An 18249-nucleotide genomic window follows, 5' to 3' on the forward strand; every position below is an offset into this window, starting at 1 on the left:
CGCCACACGCTACGAGAAAACTTCACGCAACTTCCTGGCAATGATCAAACTGGCATCAGTGCGCCTTTGGATCGAGTTTTATGAGTCGGCTGCCTAGTCGTTTATGTCATGCCGAAAAGTTTTCACCTGACCACGGGGCAGGGCGTATACGCGCCGCAAGAGCAACCAGGCGACCAACGACAGCGCCGCAAAAATCATCAACAAAACGGGCAGCGACGGTGAAATGCCAGGTATGAGAAGCAGTAAACCAGTCACAGCAGCGCCAATTGCAAAGCCTAGAAAGATAAAGCCGGGCAGGGCGATCTCGAGTATGGCTAACAACAGCGCCCCGGCTAGCCAGATCCACCAGGTCATCCAGAAGAGATCAGCCATTATTTACCTCCTTTCAGCATCTTGAAGGCATCGCCAAAGGCTTCTAGCGCGTTGGCGGGCACGACGATCGTTTGCGATCCGGTACCATTACCTAGTGCATTCAGCGCCTCGACCTGTTTCAGCGCAACCTGATATTGCGCGGCCTCCATGCCATTGTCCTGAATGGCCTTGGCAACAACTCCCGTTGCATAAGCTTCGGCGTCCGCTTGTATGCGGCGTGCCTTGGCCGATTGTTCGGCCGCATAAAGCTCGGCATCGGCTTGCAATTCGACAGCACGTTTTTGGCCTTCCGCTTCGGTTACCTGCGCTCGGCGCGCGCGCTCGGCGTTAAGTTGTTGAAGCATCGCGTCGCGGGTGGCCTGATCCAGATTGACGTCCAGAATCTCGGCGCGGGTGACTTCAATGCCCCAATCGTCGACCGCAGTTTCGACGCTTTCCTGAATACGAGCGATCAACTGCGACCGGTTCGATTGGACCTCGTCCAGATCCATTTTACCGATTTCAGCCCGCACGATGCCGGCGACCGTGGTTGCGATGGCACCATCCACATCACGGATACGATACACTGTCTTTTCCGGTTCGAGAATGCGGTAAAACACGGATGTGTCGATCTGGACCAGAACGTTGTCCTTAGTGATTGCGTCCTGCGTCGCGTTTGGAAGCTGACGTTCCAGAATAGATATCTGATGACGTGCAACATCCAGAAAAGGAACAATAAAGTTGATACCGGGTCCAAGTACCGAATGCAGGCGTCCGAACCGCTCGACCACGAATTTTTCAGACTGCGGAACGATCTTCACACCTTTGAAGATGACAATGACGATCAGGACCGCTGCCAGCAAGTAAATGATGTTTGACGTCAGCAATCCAACAATCTGATCTTCGGTCATATCTGCCCTCTTTCTTGTGTACTGTTGTATACATTTATGAGTTGAGTCGTATAAATTCAACTTCGGTATGAGGGAAACGGGCGTAAATACAAGTCATTGACGCGGTAGATACACGGCGGAAGTTAACGATTGTGACTGCTTTGCATCCTGTTTTGTGCGCGGGTTCAATGGTTTGAAATACAATGGCGTCAGACATAAGGCTCAGGTAAATCGAGTGCCGCGCCGCCCGGACCCTTGGGTTGCAATAACCTAGCAGATCAGGCAAATGCTGCCGGGCTCAGTGACCCCGAGGCATCCAGATGACCAAGCGTTTTTCCTTTGACCTGAAAGCCACCGACGGCAAGGCCAGAACTGGCGTTATCAACACGCCGCGCGGCGAGGTGCGCACACCTGCTTTCATGCCCGTCGGTACTGCGGCGACGGTCAAAGCGATGATGCCCGAAAGCGTTCGCGCAACGGGCGCTGATATTCTGTTAGGCAATACCTACCACCTGATGTTACGGCCAACGGCCGAGCGGATCGACCGGCTGGGTGGGCTACATAAATTCATGAACTGGGAACGGCCTATTCTGACAGACTCGGGCGGTTTTCAGGTCATGTCGCTGGCCGGGTTGCGAAAGCTCACTGAAAAAGGCGTGACGTTCAAATCACATATCGACGGGTCAAAACACGAACTAACACCCGAACGATCGATCGAGATTCAGCGGCTATTGGGTTCGGACATCGTGATGTGTTTCGATGAATGTCCTGCCTTACCCGCTGACCGGGAACGAATTGCCGAGTCGATGCGCCTGTCGATGCGATGGGCCGAGCGGTCGCGCGAAGCGTTCGGGGATCGTCCTGGTCACGCACTGTTTGGCATCATGCAGGGCGGGCTAGAGCAAGACCTGCGCGAAGAAAGTGCCGAGGCGCTTAGGAAGATCGGTTTCGAAGGTTACGCCGTTGGTGGTCTGGCTGTGGGCGAGGGGCAGGAGGCCATGTTCGGTTGCCTCGATTATGCACCAGATTTCCTTCCGGTTGATAAGCCCAGATACCTCATGGGTGTTGGCAAACCGGACGACATCGTCGGCGCGGTCGCGCGCGGGATCGACATGATGGATTGTGTTCTGCCGTCGCGCTCAGGCCGCACCGGGCAAGCATTCACTCGACACGGTGTGGTGAATATCAAGAATGCCCGCCATGCGGACGATCCGCGACCGTTGGACGAGAACTGCTCGTGTCCGGCATGCTCGAATTACTCGCGCGCCTACTTGCACCACGTATTCCGTTCGAACGAGATGATCTCAGGAATGTTACTTACTTGGCACAACCTGCACTATTTCCAAGAAATCATGCAGGGCATGCGCGACGCAATTGCAGCTGGAACTTTTGAGGCATGGCAAGCAGAGTTCCATGCGCAGAGGGCGCAGGGCGATATTGAGCCGCTGTGACGGGGTACTCGTTTCGGCCTTGGTTTTTCCTTTAAGCCATCCAACTGCCTGCGGGTTTACACGCTAGATGAACCCGCCAAATCAGGTGAATTCCTTTTCGAAACGTCGAATATGGACGCGAACAAGCAAACTGAGCTTGTCACGACATTTTTTTGCCGCGAGCAGTTGACCCATTTTGTTAAATTCGGTGGATATATGCACCGGATGCCTTGCAGTCCGGAAAAGCTCGGGTCATTCTGACTCCTGACAATTGGCGGTAAGGTTGAAAAAGGGCATCGCGGCCCCACCTTTATCGTCCAAGACAGGAGATGGCCAAAGGTTGCCTCAGAAGGGACCAGAGCCATCTTGCCAACGATAAGGATTGAGCATGCAAGAGCCCCTTAACTCTTCGTACCCCGTACTTCCGCTGCGCGATATCGTGGTTTTCCCGCATATGATCGTGCCGCTGTTCGTGGGTCGGGAAAAATCCGTTCGCGCGCTGGAAGAAGTGATGCAGGACGACAAGCAAATTTTGCTGTCCAGCCAAATTGATCCGGGCGACGATGACCCGACGACCGACGGTATTTTCCGCGCCGGGGTTTTGGCAAACGTCCTGCAACTGCTGAAATTGCCCGATGGTACCGTGAAGGTCCTTGTTGAAGGACAAGCGCGCGTTCAGATCACCGAGTTTTTGGAAAACGAAGAGTTTTTCGAAGCCCGTGCAGAGTATCTGACTGAAATCCCCGGCGATGTGACGACAACCGAAGCGTTGCTGCGCACGGTTGCCGATGAGTTCGAGCGCTATGCCAAAGTGCGCAAGAACATCCCTGAGGAGGCCTTGTCCGCTGTCGGAGAAACGACAGAACCGGCGAAATTGGCTGATCTTGTCTCGGGCCACTTGGGTATTGAGGTCGAGCAAAAGCAGGAACTTCTGGAAACCCTCAGCGTTAGCGAGCGGCTTGAAAAGGTCTATGGCTTGATGCAGGGCGAAATGTCGGTTCTGCAGGTCGAGAAAAAGATCAAAACGCGCGTAAAATCCCAAATGGAGAAAACGCAGCGCGAGTACTATTTGAATGAGCAAATGAAGGCCATTCAGAAAGAGCTGGGCGATGGCGAGGACGGCTCGAACGAAGTGGCCGAGCTGGAAGCTAAGATCGCTGAAACCAAGCTGTCGAAAGAAGCGCGCGAAAAGGCAGAAGGTGAGCTGAAAAAGCTGCGCAACATGAGCCCGATGTCCGCTGAGGCGACGGTTGTGCGCAACTATCTGGACTGGATTCTGTCGCTGCCGTGGGGCAATAAATCCCGCGTTAAAAAAGATCTTGGCCGCGCGCAGGATATTCTGGATGCCGATCACTATGGCCTTGAAAAGGTCAAAGAACGGATCGTTGAATATCTGGCTGTCCAGCAACGTTCGAAGAAGTTGAAAGGCCCGATCTTGTGCCTTGTAGGCCCGCCGGGTGTGGGTAAAACAAGCTTGGGTAAGTCGGTGGCAAAGGCCACGGGACGCGAGTTTATTCGTATCTCGCTTGGCGGCGTACGTGATGAATCCGAGATTAGGGGACACCGCAGGACCTATATCGGCTCGATGCCGGGCAAGATCATCCAGTCGTTGAAAAAGGCAAAAACCACGAACCCGCTTATCCTGCTCGATGAGATTGACAAGATGGGCCAGGACTTCCGTGGTGATCCGGCGTCGGCAATGCTTGAGGTGTTGGACCCGGAACAGAACAACACGTTTATGGATCACTACCTTGAGGTCGAATATGACCTGTCCAACGTGATGTTCCTGACGACGTCGAACAGCTATAACATGCCCGGGCCACTGCTGGACCGGATGGAGATCATTCCGCTGGCCGGTTATACCGAAGAGGAAAAGAGTGAGATCGCGAAACAGCACCTGATCGGCAAGCAGGTTAAAAACCATGGTCTGAAGGCCAAGGAATTTGAACTGACAGACGAGGCGTTGCAGAAGATCATTCGCACTTATACCCGCGAAGCAGGTGTACGAAACCTTGAGCGCGAGATCGCCAAGGTGGCCCGTAAATCGCTGACCAAGATCATCAAGAAAGAGGCCGAGTCCATAACGGTGACTCCCGAAAATCTTGATGAATTTCTTGGCGTTCCAAAGTACCGTTACGGCTTGGCCGAGCAGGATGATCAGGTTGGCGTTGTAACCGGCCTCGCCTACACATCCGTGGGCGGCGACCTACTGCATATCGAAGCGCTGAAGCTGCCCGGTAAGGGGCGGATGAAGACCACCGGTAAGCTGGGCGATGTTATGAAGGAGTCCATTGACGCGGCGTCGTCTTATGTTCGCTCGATCTCTCCCCAGATTGGGGTAAAGCCGCCGAAATTCGATTCACTCGATATCCATGTCCACGTGCCGGATGGAGCAACGCCCAAGGATGGTCCCTCTGCCGGGTTGGCGATGGTAACCTCGATTGTATCCGTGCTGACTGGCATTCCGGTGCGGAAAGACATTGCCATGACCGGAGAGGTATCTCTGCGTGGCAACGCGATGCCGATTGGCGGTTTGAAAGAGAAACTGCTGGCGGCCCTTCGTGGTGGTATCAAAACAGTGCTGATACCAGAGGAAAACGAAAAGGACCTGGCCGAGATACCGGACAATGTGAAAGAAGGGCTTGAAATCATCCCCGTCACACATGTTTCCGAGGTGCTCAAGCACGCCTTGGTGAGTGTGCCAGAGCCTGTCGAATGGGACGAGGCGGCAGAAGAGGCTGCTGCGGCCGCAGCCAAATCGGCGGAGAACTCAGGGCCGTCTCAAACAGCACATTGACACAAAGAAAAGGCGGGTTCATCCCCGCCTTTTTTGTTCCCGAAAGCTCGCGATCTGTTTCGTTTCTGTGCTTTTGAGCTCTTTCCGTGACAACACTTGGCGGTCGGAAACGCAACGTGTTCGAAAGCGTGTTTGCAGAACAAATTTCGTGTCAACCGACCAAATGCTGAAGTGATCGTTCAACTATCTGGAAATCGCAGAGGAGTTTGGCCGTTTGGCCTTACCGAACTGTAGGTGCGTTCAGAAAGAGAATACCGGAAAAATGGTGGGTGATAAGAGATTTGAACTCCTGACATCTTCGATGTGAACGAAGCGCTCTACCACTGAGCTAATCACCCGTAAGGACGCGTAATACATAGAGTTTGGAGGGCTTGCAAGAGCGCCTAAAGCCCAATTCTTCAAGTGGCTCAAACCAGACAACGAGCGGTGCGAAACTGCTGCCGCTCGTATACGGGTCTGGTTCTACAGAATGAAATCGCTTTCGGTCAGATCATGCAGACCCGCCAGTTTGATAACCATTTCCGCGTCGCTGTCGCCATCAGTATCGACATAGACCAGCGTTTGATCCAAGTCGTTATTGGCATAATCCTGCTTTACGTAGTAGATTTCGCCTTCATCCGATGAGCTGATCGGAGTTTCTCCATTAAAAATAAAGGCTTCATTGCCACCAAGAACACTGCTGGCGTCGATTGCGCTTAGATTGATTTTGTCCTCACCCCTAGTGAAGTCCGTGATCTTGTCGGCCAAGCCCCCCCTTTGGCCACTGTCAGTGATGTCGTTGAAAACGAAGGTGTCCGTGCCAGCGCCACCGGTCATCGTATCCAAGCCAGCCCCACCAGTGATCAGGTCGATCCCCATGCCGCCGAAGATTGTGTCATTGCCGTTTCCGCCGTCAATGGTGTCAGCGCCTTTACCGCCCCTTAGGGTATCCCAGCCATTGTCGCCCGTGACGGTATCCTTACCAGCGCCTCCCTTCAGCAGGTCCGCGCCCTTGCGACCAACAAGTGTGTCGTATCCGTCGCTTCCGATAAGGGTATTTGCCTGATCATCGCCTGAGAGTTGATCGTCTTGAGCAGTGCCAGTGACATTTTCGACCAAATTGATTGTATCAATGCCGTAGCCGGTGTTCTGAGCCGTCGTTACAGATAGGTCGACCGTTGCGCCGACAGAACCGTTGAATGAGAGCGTATCAATATCTTCGCCGCCTGTTATGGTATCGTTGCCATCACTGTCTTTGACGACGAAATTGTCCCATCCAGCACCGCCCGTAATCGTGTCATCACCTGGACCACCAATCAGATAGTCGTTTCCCTGACCGCCTTTGATGGTGTCGTTTCCGTCGCCGCCAGCAACCGTGTCATCGCCCGAATTGCCAATCATCAAATTCGCAACATCATTGCCGTACAGGAAGTCACCGGCGTTTCCTCCGATGGCGTTTTCGATGACAACCCCGTTGGCGATCGTGAAACCACCGCTGACACCAAAGGCATACGAAGGCGATCCCCCGGCATCATGGCCTTCCAGATCAGCTGCTTTCAAGCTGATCAGAACGCTTTTCGACAAACCGCTGGCCGAAATTGCATCTGTTCCACCTGTATCCCAGATAGCTTTCCAGTAAGTACCAGGCGCATTGGAACCTTTCAGAGAATACACATTATCGCCAGTATTGTTCTCAGCAGTTCCGTAAATCGCCTGAAGCGCCGCGATGTCCAGCGCCATGGGTGACGCCACGCCGCCGAACTTGAACGAGGGCAGGGGGACTTTCTGCGGATAGCCTGAATTATACGACATGATTGTGTACACGGCCTGGTTCTGACCATCCGTTCCATAGTCATTGAAGGGTTGGGTTACGCCATCGTAAATCGTTGAACTTCCGCCTGCGTCATGCGGGTGTGCCAGGCCAAGGCCGTGCAAGATTTCGTGCAGGATGATTGCGAACCCTTCACCGCCTTTGGCGAGCGCTTCCCGACTAAAGAAAGGTGAGTCATATGCGAACAACCCGAACAGGGTGTCGATACCAAAGTCCTGTTGATACGGGGGCGTGTCGCCCGGAATCTGGTGAAAGCCCGCCGCGCCACCAAGGTCATCGGTGGTCACCAAACCCCACGAGATGTTCTCGTAGTAGGGTGTCCCTTGAGGAGCAAGGAAACCAACCTCGACAAAGTCAATTGGGATGAACGTTTCAATGACCGCGACTGCTTCGCGGAAGGCTTGTTTCTCATACTCAAAAAAATCTGCGAAACCCTGAACTGAAGAATCCGCAAAAGAATAGGTGATAGTGCCGGCTGGCCCCCCCACATTTGTTCCGATGTTCCATGAGGTTCCCCATATTATTCCGTCCAGGTACTCGTAGCCGGTAAAATTGGCACCCGGATAAAGCTCGTTAACAACTGACATTCTTTCAATTCCATCCGTTAAAACACAGCGAAGGGGCAGCGTTGCTTGTTCACGCTTCGGGTTTCGTAACAAATTCGGAAACCACAGCTCTTTTTTTGTTCAGATTGTTCCACGGCGAAGCTTTCTGGTGCAAGTAAAATTGCACGATATCTTTGACTGCGAGGAATGGTGTCGTCTCATGCTCACGCAATCTGGCCAACAAATGCTTTAAAGGTTTTGCACGTTAAGCCACCATCGCTTGCGGTCTAGCCTGCGAACCGGGAATGGACGTTGTTTGGAGTTTCTGTGCCGCGGGAAAGTCCAAATTGGTTCGATTTGGCGCACCGGGGCAACGCGCACTCAGAGTTTTCTGAGCCAAGGCACTGGAGGCTCCAAACCCTGCGGGTGGCTGTGCAGCCGTTCAGGCAACAACAAGTTTCCAAGAAGACAGTGCCCAAGTTGGGAAACATTTTTTGTGTTCTTCAAAAAAACTTCAAAACGCCGCTTGACGATGTGCAAGCGTAGCCATAATACACCCCAACGTTCAGCAACGAACGGGCAGCGGGCGGTTGTAGCTCAGTTGGTTAGAGTACCGGCCTGTCACGCCGGGGGTCGCGGGTTCGAGCCCCGTCAACCGCGCCATCGCTGCCAGCCTTTGATCCGGGCTAATGGATCAGACATAGACCCTAATGCGCGGTTGTAGCTCAGTTGGTTAGAGTACCGGCCTGTCACGCCGGGGGTCGCGGGTTCGAGCCCCGTCAACCGCGCCACTTTCTTTCGATTTGCCATAATACAGCCCCTCTCTTGGGGAACCTGATCGGAAATGGGTCACGTTGTCAGGAGATGTCGGCAATAATTCGTTCGTTCACACTTTGTTCTAACTTTTCTGTTGGAGACTCGGTGCTGCTCGCCTATCTCTATGACACTTGTGTGTTGGGGGCCAAAATGGCTGAGCTGAAGAATATCGAAGTGCGCGGCGCGCGTGAACACAACCTCAAAGGCATCGACGTGGATATTCCGCGCGATCAGTTGGTGGTGATCACCGGGCTGTCGGGCTCGGGCAAGTCCTCACTGGCATTCGACACGATCTACGCGGAAGGCCAGCGTCGCTACGTCGAAAGCTTGTCGGCCTATGCGCGCCAGTTTCTTGATATGATGGAAAAGCCGGATGTGGATCATATCAGCGGCTTGTCCCCGGCGATTTCGATTGAGCAGAAAACAACCTCGAAAAACCCGCGTTCGACGGTTGGGACAGTAACCGAGATTTACGACTATTTACGTCTTTTGTTCGCACGTGCCGGCACGCCCTACAGCCCAGCGACCGGTTTGCCGATCGAGGCACAGCAGGTGCAAGACATGGTCGATCGGATCATGGCGATGGAGGAGGGTACGCGTGGCTATCTTTTGGCGCCCATCGTGCGCGACCGGAAGGGCGAATACAAAAAGGAATTCCTAGAACTGCGCAAGCAGGGTTTCCAGCGCGTGAAAGTGGATGGTGAGTTCTACGAACTTGACGAACCGCCAACGTTAGACAAGAAATTCCGCCACGATATTGATGTTGTGGTCGATCGCCTGGTCGTTCGCGACGGGATGGAGACGCGGCTGGCCGACAGCCTGCGCACCGCTCTGGACCTTGCAGATGGTATTGCGGTTTTGGAGACTGCACCACGTGAAGGCGACCCAGAGCGCATCACGTTCAGCGAAAATTTTGCCTGCCCTGTCAGCGGCTTCACGATCCCCGAGATTGAACCCCGCCTGTTTTCGTTTAACGCCCCCTTTGGTGCGTGCCCGGACTGCGATGGGTTGGGGGTCGAGCTGTTTTTTGACGAACGGCTTGTGGTCCCTGACCAAACGTTGAAGCTCTACGATGGGGCATTGGCACCATGGCGCAAGGGAAAGTCGCCGTATTTCCTGCAAACCATTGAAGCTATTGCGCACCACTACGAATTTGACAAGAACACCCCGTGGAAAGACCTGCCCGAGAAGGTACAGCAGGTATTCCTGCGAGGCTCTGGCGATGAAGAGATCCAGTTTCGCTATGATGAAGGTGGCCGGGTCTATCAGGTCACGCGCAGCTTTGAAGGCGTCATTCCTAACATGGAGCGCCGTTACCGCGAGACGGACAGCGCCTGGATTCGTGAGGAATTCGAGCGCTATCAAAACAATCGCCCTTGCGGTACCTGCCACGGGTACCGGCTTCGGCCTGAGGCACTGGCTGTAAAGATAGCCGGGCTTCACGTGGGGCAGGTAGTTCAAATGTCGATCAAAGAGGCTTTGGCTTGGGTCGAAGACGCGCCAAACCATCTGAGCGTTCAAAAGAACGAAATTGCGCGGGCTATTCTGAAAGAAATCCGCGAAAGGCTCGGCTTTCTGAATAATGTGGGGTTAGAATATCTTACACTGTCACGTTCAAGTGGTACGTTGTCCGGTGGGGAAAGCCAGCGCATCCGCTTGGCAAGTCAGATCGGGTCGGGCCTGACCGGCGTTTTGTACGTGCTGGACGAACCTTCAATTGGGTTGCACCAACGCGATAACGACCGCCTGCTTGGCACTCTGAAAAACCTCCGTGATCAGGGCAATACCGTGATCGTGGTAGAGCATGATGAGGAAGCCATCCGCGAGGCTGATTACGTTTTTGATATTGGTCCCGGCGCGGGCGTACATGGCGGTCAGGTCGTCAGCAAGGGTACACCTGCTGATATATCATCCGATGCCGCCTCATTAACTGGTCAATATCTGGCCGGTACGCGTGAAATTCCCATTCCGACTGGCCGGCGCAAGGGGAATGGGAAAAAAGTCTCGGTCGTTAAGGCGACAGGGAACAACCTAAAAAACGTCACTGCCGATTTCCCTCTGGGTAAGTTTGTCTGCGTGACTGGTGTGTCTGGCGGTGGAAAATCGACCCTCACGATCGAAACGTTGTTCAAAACCGCGTCGATGCGCTTGAACGGGGCGCGGCAAACCCCGGCTCCTTGTGAAACGATCAAAGGTCTGGAACATCTCGACAAGGTGATTGATATCGACCAGCGTCCTATCGGCCGAACTCCGCGTTCAAATCCAGCGACTTACACCGGCGCTTTCACGCCAATCCGCGACTGGTTCGCCGGTTTACCCGAAGCCAAAACGCGCGGTTACAAGCCCGGCCGCTTCAGCTTCAACGTCAAAGGTGGACGGTGTGAGGCGTGCCAGGGCGACGGCGTCATTAAAATCGAGATGCACTTCCTGCCTGACGTTTATGTCACCTGCGAAACCTGCAAAGGCGCGCGGTACAACCGCGAAACGCTTGAAATCAAGTTTAAGGGCAAGTCCATAGCGGATGTGCTTGATATGACGGTAGAAGACGCGCAGGAGTTCTTTAAGGCCGTACCTTCGATCCGGGACAAGATGGACGCGCTTGCAAGGGTCGGTCTGGGTTATATCAAAGTTGGTCAGCAAGCGACGACCTTGTCAGGCGGTGAAGCGCAGCGGGTGAAGCTATCCAAAGAGCTTTCGAAACGCTCAACCGGACGGACCTTGTATATCTTGGACGAACCGACAACCGGGCTGCATTTCGAGGATGTGCGTAAGTTGTTAGAGGTGCTTCACGAGTTGGTCGATCAGGGCAATACGGTTGTCGTGATCGAGCATAACCTGGACGTTGTGAAAACGGCGGACCACATCATTGATATCGGTCCTGAAGGCGGAGATGGCGGTGGTGAGATCGTAGCTACAGGAACGCCCGAAGAAGTCGCGCAGGTCGAACGCAGCCATACCGGACGTTACCTGAAACCCATGTTAAATCCGGACCGAGTCGCGGCGGAGTAGGGCATACAACAACTTTCAACGTCGATCACGTACTGGCTGCAAGGATGGGTAGCAACGCCAAAAGGGTCGTGCACTGCAAACTGCTATGCACGGCGTCAAAAAGACGTAGATCAGGTCAGCTCCGCCCGCGCTTTTCGAACCGAGGAAGCATGGCGCTGAAGTCTTTGCCCAATCCGTCCTCAGCTTCGACAAATTGTTCATACAGCGCGGTTGCGGTCTGACCCAGCGGTGTGTCGGCATTGGAACTTTCGGCTGCCTGCTGGCTTAGGCGCAGGTCCTTCAGCATCAGTTCAGCGGCAAATCCGGGCTTGTAGTCGTTGTCCGCAGGACTTTGAGGGCCAACGCCCGGGGCAGGGCAATAGGCGTTCATTGTCCAGCTATAGCCTGATGAGGTACTGACCACGTCGAACATCTTCTGCCGGTCTAACCCTAGCTTGTCAGCAAGGGCGAAAGCCTCGCACGTGGCGATCATGGTGACGCCCAGAATCATGTTGTTGCAAATCTTAGCGGCCTGGCCGGCCCCGGACTTGCCGCAATGAACGGCCTTTTGGCCCATTATGTCGAATAAGGGGGCGGCTTTGGCAAAAGCCTCTTCGCTGCCACCGGCCATAAAGGTCAGCGTACCCGCGGCCGCACCGCCTATTCCACCCGAAACCGGTGCATCAACCGCAAGGACGCCAGCGTTCTGAGCCTGATCCGCAACTGCGCGGGCGCTATCGACGTCTACTGTCGAGCAATCAATCCAAACCGCGCCGGGCTGCATCGCGGGAATTATCTCATCCGCGACCGCGCGCAGGATTTTCCCGTTTGGCAGCATGGTGATAACAACCTCGGCGTCGGCAGCAGCTTCGGCGCCTGATCCAACCAGGGTGACACCCTCAACAGCGACATCTGCCATGTCGAAACCGGTCACGTCATGCCCGGCTTTGGCAAGGTTGGTGGCCATAGGATTGCCCATATTGCCTAGGCCGATAAACCCGATCTTCATCTCTTAGGTCTCCTCAAATGTCAGCATATTCTGGCCCAATGGTTGGAGCATTTTTGACACCGCCACTGCGGGGACGGACTGATCCGAAAACTGCCACCTTGGGCTGCGATCCTTGTCGATGATCTGGGCGCGAATGCCCTCCAGAAAATCTCCGTGCTCCATGGCGCGGTATGTGAATCGGTATTCAAGCTCTAACGCTTTGCGCTGTGTCAGGCTTGGGCCGCGCAGCCGGTGTAGCATCTCAACGATGCAGGCCATGGACAGCGGTGAATTGCGTCCCATCAACCTCAGTATTTCAGCCGGCGTTTCCTGTTCCGAATGCGACAGGGTGTTGAGGATATCACCCAGGCTTTCCCCGGCAAAATAGGAATCAATTTCGGGCTGTTGATCTTCAAGTTCGCTTTTAGGCGGCGTTTTGGCGTGTGTTTTGATCAGTTCCGCGTTGCCTGAGGCCTCAAGCATTTCGATCAGGTCAGACCATTCTGCGATAGGGATGAAGTGATCTGCAAACCCTGCGAAAATGGCGTCTCCTGGTCCCATGCGATAGCCCGTGGTGCCCAGGTATTCACCCAAACGTCCGGGGGCCAGGGCCAGCATCAGTGTGCTGCCCACGTCAGGAACCAGTCCGATCGAGCATTCCGGCAGTGCGATTTTTGAGCTTTCGCCAACGACACGGTGGCTGCCGTGACACCCTATCCCAACACCCCCACCCATCGTGAAACCCTGAAGAAAGCTGATCACCGGTTTGGGATACTCAAAAATCATTGCGTTCAGACGGTATTCGTCCCGCCAGAACTTTCGACCAAAATCGTAGTCCCCCTTGATGCCCGTTTCGTAAAGCTCGGCAATATCTCCGCCAGCGCAAAAAGCCTTGTCGCCTTCGGCGTCCATAATCACCAGATCCACACCGTCGTCTTCACGCCAGTTGCGCAGAGCCGTGTCGATCGCCATGCACATTTCATAGGTCAACGCATTCAGAGCCTTCGGACGCGTCAGTGTGATACGTCCTGCGCGACCAGTGGTGCATATTTCGATATCGGGCATAGTGTCCTCAGCGGTCAGCGAGCATTTGTCGGGCTACGATAACCCGCATGATTTCATTTGTACCTTCAAGGATCTGATGGACGCGCAGATCACGGACAAGTTTTTCGATACCGTAATCAGCCAGATACCCATAGCCGCCGTGCAACTGAAGACACTGATCGACGACTTTCGATCCTGTCTCGGTTACGAATTTCTTGGCCATAGCGCAGAACTTTGTGGCGTCTGGTGCGCCCTGATCCAGTTTCCACGCGGCTTGTCGCAGAAACGTACGGGCGGCCTGAAGCTCAATCTCCATGTCGGCCAGCCGGAACTGAAGCGCTTGGAATTGGTCGATGGACTGCCCAAAGGCTTTGCGTTCAGACATGTATTGAAGCGTCATATTCAGCCCGGCTTGCGCGGCGCCCAACGAGCATGAGGCGATGTTCAGCCGCCCGCCATCCAGACCCATCATCGCATACTTAAACCCGTCGCCCTCGGTGCCGACCAGGTTCCCGGATGGAATGTGACAGTCATCGAATTGCACCTGCGCCGTGGGTTGGCTTTTCCAACCCATCTTTTGTTCCAATGCCCCAAAGCTTAGACCCGGTGTGCCATCCTCAACATATACGGTTGAGATACCTTTTGGCCCATCCTGACCGGTGCGAACCATGCAAACATAGGCGTCGGAATACCCGCCACCTGAGATGAACGCCTTGGTCCCGTTCAGGGTATAGCCTTCATTGGTACGGTCCGCGCGGGTTTTCAGCGCCGCAGCGTCTGAGCCCGAGCCCGGCTCGGTCAAGCAATAGCTAAGCACTGTATTCAGGCTCAGAACGTCCGGCATGATGCGGGATTTCAGCGCGTCGCTGGCGAAACTGTCCAGCATCTTGGCGCACATATTGTGGATCGACAAAAACGCCGCGACCGAGGGGCAGGCCATCGAAAGAGCCTCGAACACAAGGGTCGCGTCAAGACGGCTTAAGCCGGAACCGCCACTGTCTTCGGACACATAAAGCGCACCAAAACCTAGTTCGCCAATCTGCGGCCAAAGCTCCTTGGGGATGGTTCCATCTGCCTCCCACTGGCGAGCGAATGGGGCGATGTTGTCCTGTCCGAAATCATACGCCATGTCGAAGATTGCGGTTTGCTCTTCTGTCAGTGCAAAATCCAAGGCTTGCCTCCCACGCTGCCGGATGAATTGAACGAGTGTTTATTTCGCAATCCTTACAGAAATTTTGCAGGTCCGGCAATCATTGGCACATGGGGCTTAAAGGTCATGATGATACTCGTCTATCAGATGCTTTACGACGGCTTTTCCGGGGTCTTCATCCCGCGCTGCGGCTTCGGCATAGGCGCGGCGTTGTCGGGTTGCCGAGGTTCCGTTCTGCGCAATCTGCTGCAGCCGCGCCAATTCTGTCATGGTACCAAGGGCTTCGGCATCTTCGGCCAGCAAGCCCATTAATTCTCCCATCAACTCGGGCATTGGCTTGATCGAACGGTCGCCAAAATCTATCAGACCTTCGCCAACTCCATAGCGCTGCGCCCGCCAGCGATTTTCACCGATAAGAAATCGATCATAGTGCCGCCAGCGGAGGTTGCGATCTTTCAAACGGCACAGCATACGTGTCAGCGCCTGAACCATTGCCGCCAACGACAGGGCGTCCTCTAACCTTGGCTGCACATCCATTATCCGCGTTTCCAGCGTTGGAAAACGATGAGACGGCCGCAGATCCCACCAGATTTTGGTAGTGTCCTCAATCACGCCGAGATCAACCAGAATACCAGTGGTACGCTCATAGTCCGCCCAACTGGCCAGAACCGGAGGCAACCCTGTGCGCGGAAGGTTGTCGAACACGGTCAGGCGATAGGATGACAGGCCCGAATCCTCTCCGTTCCAATACGGCGAAGACGTGGACAGCGCCAACAGATGCGGCAGAAAATACGAGAGCTGAGGCATTAGGTCAGCGCGCAGGGCAGGGTCCTCGACACCGACGTGAACATGCATGCCGCAGATCAACATGCGCCGTGCAACGCCTCCAAGGGCATGATGAAGCGCGTCGTAGCGATCTTTCCGGGTATGATGCTGTTTCTTCCAGTCTGCGAATGGATGGCAGGACACGGCAATTGGAGCAAGATTGAATTCAGCGGCCCTTTCGGCCACGCAAAACCGCAGGCGCTTCAAGTCTTCGCGGGCTGAGTCCACAGTAGTATGGGGTCGGGTACCGACTTCGATCTGGCACTGCAAAAACTCGGGACTGACCTGTCCTTCAAAATCTGACTGACAGGCTTCCATCAAGGCCTCAGGCGCTTCGGCGAGTTCAAGACTGTCGCGATCGACCAGCAGATACTCTTCCTCGATACCCAATGTGAATTCCTGCTGCATGGCTGCCCTCGATTTTTTCCGTTCCAACCAGTGAATACGCAAATTTCTGTTTTGCCAAGCGTTTGGCGCCGCACTTCTTGCAGAGCCCGGTCAAGCAACGGTAAGGAAAAGGCGTACCGAAAAGTGGAGCCGCCCGTGAAACCCAGAAAATTTCCCAAGATCAACGACGCCCTTGATGAACTGGGGGTTAAGCTGGTTGACAAGGCCGTTGAGCGGGAAGAACGCGCTAGGCTTGAGGCGTTTGAGAAAGCGGGCGGATTGGCTCGCCCGGCCTATGCCCTGTCGCCGGGGATGGAGGGGTTTGATATCAGCCAGATCGTTGCCGAATACACGCGCCATGCCGATGCGTTGATGGCTCTCAAAGACCCTGCGCGAAATCAGACAGGCTATTGTCCGGGTAACGGGTACTACGACAGTCCGGATGCTGACGCGCTTTATCTTATGATACGTCGGTTTGAACCCAAACGGGTGATCGAGGTTGGCTGTGGCAACTCAACCCGAGTGACTCGGCAGGCGATCCTTGACGGTGCGCTAGACACCAAGATAACTGCGATTGATCCTCATCCACGGGCTGATATCGCCCATGTCGTCGATCAATTCGAACAAAAACGGCTAGAGGACGTTGATCCGGCCGTATTCGAACAGCTTGAGTCAGGCGACGTGCTGTTCATTGACTCCAGCCATGTGGTTCGGATCAGCAACGATGTTGCGCATCTTTTCTGCCGCATCATTCCATCGTTGAAACCGGGTGTCGTCATCCATGTACACGACGTTTTCCTGCCCTACGAATACCCCAAGCGTTTCTTCTATGATTGTCCAGGGTGGGGCGAACAGTATGTTCTGCACGCCTTGTTGCAATCCGATTTCTATTCAATGCTGTGGCCGGGATATTACCTGCAACAAGAGCGGCCCGATGCCGTCAAGGCTTTGCCGTTCCTCAACGAGGGTCGCGCGCAGAGTCTCTGGTTTCAGGTAAAAGAAAATTGATCAAATAGTGATCCACTGCGGCAAAATGCCCGTAATCCCTTCTGTAACAAGCTGGAAAGGAGACAACAGCAATGTTCCGTCGCACATTCATGGGCGCCGCCGCCGCACTTGCCCTTGCACTGCCTGCACAGGCCCAAGACGCTGATATCGTGGATACCGCCGTATCGGCAGGTTCGTTCAACACTTTGGTCGCTGCTGTTCAGGCCGCCGGTCTGGTTGATACGTTGAAGGGGGATGGCCCGTTTACCGTATTCGCCCCAACAGACGAAGCATTTGCCGCGCTGCCCGAGGGCACGGTAGAAACATTGCTTTTGCCCGAGAACAAGGATCAATTGGTTGAAATCCTGACATATCACGTTGTCCCGGCCAAAGTCATGTCAAGCGACATCGCGGGCAAGCGTGCGCAGGTCCTGACTGTGCAGGGCGACCGTCTGAGCGTCAATGCAAAGCGTGGCGTCAAGGTCAATGACGCCGAAGTGGTTCAGGCTGACATCGAGGCCAGCAACGGTGTGATCCACGTGGTCGACGCTGTGATCCTGCCAGAGTAATTCCTGCCCAAACAAAAAGCCCCGGTCCATTTGGCCGGGGCTTTTTCTGTCAGACCAATCTGACCTGAGTTCCGATCTGCACCAGAGGATACAACTCCTCAACATGCTGATTATACAGGCCTATGCAGCCAGAAGAGCTTTGACGGCCAATCTTGCGCGTGTCGTGGGTGCCATGCACAAGGTAAGCAGGCCAATCCAGATACATCGCGCGTGTACCCAGCGGGTTTCCGGGATCGCCGCCTTCCATGCGGACGGGCAGGGACGGATCACGCTCGCGCATGGACGCGGTTGGGGTCCAGCTTGGGTATTCTGTCTTACGCACAACTTTGGTGTAGCCGCGCTTTGTCAGTTCTTCACTCATCGGCACTGAACTGGGATATAGCTTATATGTCCCATCCGAGCCCCAGTAATGCACCGCGCGGCTTGTGATATCGGCCAGCAAGCAACCAACGCCAATCTCACTGAAATGATCCTGCCAGTTCTGGTGTGAGAACGAGGATACGTTTCGACGCACAGGCAATTGCGTGCTGATGGCTTCTTCACTCTGCGGAAATGCATCGGTGCTTTGCGCACGCACAATTGCGGGCGTCGCAACAAGAGATGCAGCGCCCAACAAAGCAGAGCGGCGAGTCATTCGATGGTTTGACAAATTAGCCTCCGGTTCAGGAACTG

13 protein-coding genes and 3 tRNA genes are annotated in these 18249 nt (G+C 54.6%); 7 read left to right on the plus strand and 9 right to left on the minus strand.

Going from position 1 to position 18249, the window contains the following annotated elements; translation table 11 throughout:
- Positions 1-93: 93 nt before the first annotated feature.
- Entirely contained in the window at positions 94-372 is a 279-nt protein-coding gene (locus AVO44_RS00010) for an NfeD family protein (RefSeq protein ID WP_068331022.1), read from the minus strand.
- The gene (locus tag AVO44_RS00015; RefSeq protein WP_068331024.1) at positions 372-1262 is read right to left on the minus strand and encodes an SPFH domain-containing protein; all 891 of its coding nucleotides are present in this window, start codon (positions 1260-1262) and stop codon (positions 372-374) included. The genes AVO44_RS00010 and AVO44_RS00015 overlap by 1 nt, the downstream gene beginning before the upstream one ends.
- 299 nt (positions 1263-1561) lie before the next feature.
- Here AVO44_RS00015 and tgt point away from each other — a divergent pair, with 299 nt between their 5' ends.
- Positions 1562-2692 (plus strand): tRNA guanosine(34) transglycosylase Tgt, encoded by a 1131-nt coding sequence (tgt, locus tag AVO44_RS00020; protein WP_068331026.1) that lies wholly within the window; start codon positions 1562-1564, stop codon positions 2690-2692.
- 367 nt (positions 2693-3059) lie between these two features.
- Positions 3060-5468, plus strand: a complete 2409-nt coding sequence (gene lon, locus AVO44_RS00025) for an endopeptidase La (protein WP_068331028.1) — start codon at positions 3060-3062, stop codon at positions 5466-5468.
- Positions 5469-5731: 263 nt separating this feature from the next.
- Here the strand turns inward: lon and AVO44_RS00030 are convergent.
- A tRNA-Val gene (locus AVO44_RS00030) sits at positions 5732-5806 on the minus strand.
- Positions 5807-5930: 124 nt separating this feature from the next.
- Positions 5931-7865 (minus strand): M10 family metallopeptidase C-terminal domain-containing protein, encoded by a 1935-nt coding sequence (locus AVO44_RS00035; protein ID WP_068331030.1) that lies wholly within the window; start codon positions 7863-7865, stop codon positions 5931-5933.
- A 544-nt stretch (positions 7866-8409) separates the two neighbouring features.
- On the opposite strand from AVO44_RS00035, the gene AVO44_RS00040 reads away from it, so the two are divergent.
- The 3 genes from AVO44_RS00040 to uvrA all read left to right on the plus strand — a co-directional run bounded on the left by AVO44_RS00040 (position 8410) and on the right by uvrA (position 11648).
- Positions 8410-8486: transfer RNA gene (locus tag AVO44_RS00040), tRNA-Asp, on the plus strand.
- A gap of 51 nt (positions 8487-8537) precedes the next feature.
- Positions 8538-8614: transfer RNA gene (locus tag AVO44_RS00045), tRNA-Asp, on the plus strand.
- A gap of 175 nt (positions 8615-8789) precedes the next feature.
- Positions 8790-11648: an excinuclease ABC subunit UvrA gene (gene uvrA / locus AVO44_RS00050; protein WP_068332534.1), complete on the plus strand. Its 2859-nt coding sequence runs from the start codon at positions 8790-8792 to the stop codon at positions 11646-11648.
- A 115-nt stretch (positions 11649-11763) separates the two neighbouring features.
- Here the strand turns inward: uvrA and mmsB are convergent, their stop codons facing one another.
- From mmsB to AVO44_RS00070, 4 genes are all read right to left on the minus strand, one after another.
- Complete coding sequence (gene mmsB / locus AVO44_RS21505) at positions 11764-12636, minus strand: 3-hydroxyisobutyrate dehydrogenase (RefSeq protein WP_068331032.1); 873 nt, start codon at positions 12634-12636, stop codon at positions 11764-11766.
- A 3-nt stretch (positions 12637-12639) separates the two neighbouring features.
- Positions 12640-13680 carry an enoyl-CoA hydratase/isomerase family protein gene (locus AVO44_RS21510; protein WP_068331033.1) on the minus strand — a complete coding sequence of 347 codons (1041 nt, stop codon included), beginning with the start codon at positions 13678-13680 and terminating at the stop codon, positions 12640-12642.
- A gap of 7 nt (positions 13681-13687) precedes the next feature.
- Positions 13688-14830 (minus strand): acyl-CoA dehydrogenase family protein, encoded by a 1143-nt coding sequence (locus AVO44_RS00065; protein WP_068331035.1) that lies wholly within the window; start codon positions 14828-14830, stop codon positions 13688-13690.
- 96 nt (positions 14831-14926) lie between these two features.
- Positions 14927-16042, minus strand: coding sequence for a carboxylate-amine ligase (locus tag AVO44_RS00070; RefSeq protein ID WP_068331037.1), 1116 nt, complete (start codon positions 16040-16042; stop codon positions 14927-14929).
- A gap of 135 nt (positions 16043-16177) precedes the next feature.
- On the opposite strand from AVO44_RS00070, the gene AVO44_RS00075 reads away from it, so the two are divergent.
- Together AVO44_RS00075 and AVO44_RS00080 are read left to right on the plus strand one after the other, a co-directional pair.
- A complete protein-coding gene (locus tag AVO44_RS00075; RefSeq protein ID WP_068332535.1) occupies positions 16178-17029 on the plus strand; it encodes a class I SAM-dependent methyltransferase in 852 nt (283 codons plus the stop codon).
- Positions 17030-17100: 71 nt separating this feature from the next.
- Complete coding sequence (locus AVO44_RS00080) at positions 17101-17577, plus strand: fasciclin domain-containing protein (RefSeq protein ID WP_068331039.1); 477 nt, start codon at positions 17101-17103, stop codon at positions 17575-17577.
- 49 nt (positions 17578-17626) lie between these two features.
- On the opposite strand, the gene AVO44_RS00085 is transcribed toward AVO44_RS00080, so the two are convergent.
- Entirely contained in the window at positions 17627-18211 is a 585-nt protein-coding gene (locus AVO44_RS00085; RefSeq protein ID WP_205626514.1) for a L,D-transpeptidase, read from the minus strand.
- Positions 18212-18249 lie beyond the last annotated feature (38 nt).

The organism is Ruegeria profundi (assembly GCF_001507545.1).
Taxonomy (GTDB): Bacteria; Pseudomonadota; Alphaproteobacteria; order Rhodobacterales; family Rhodobacteraceae; genus Ruegeria; species Ruegeria profundi.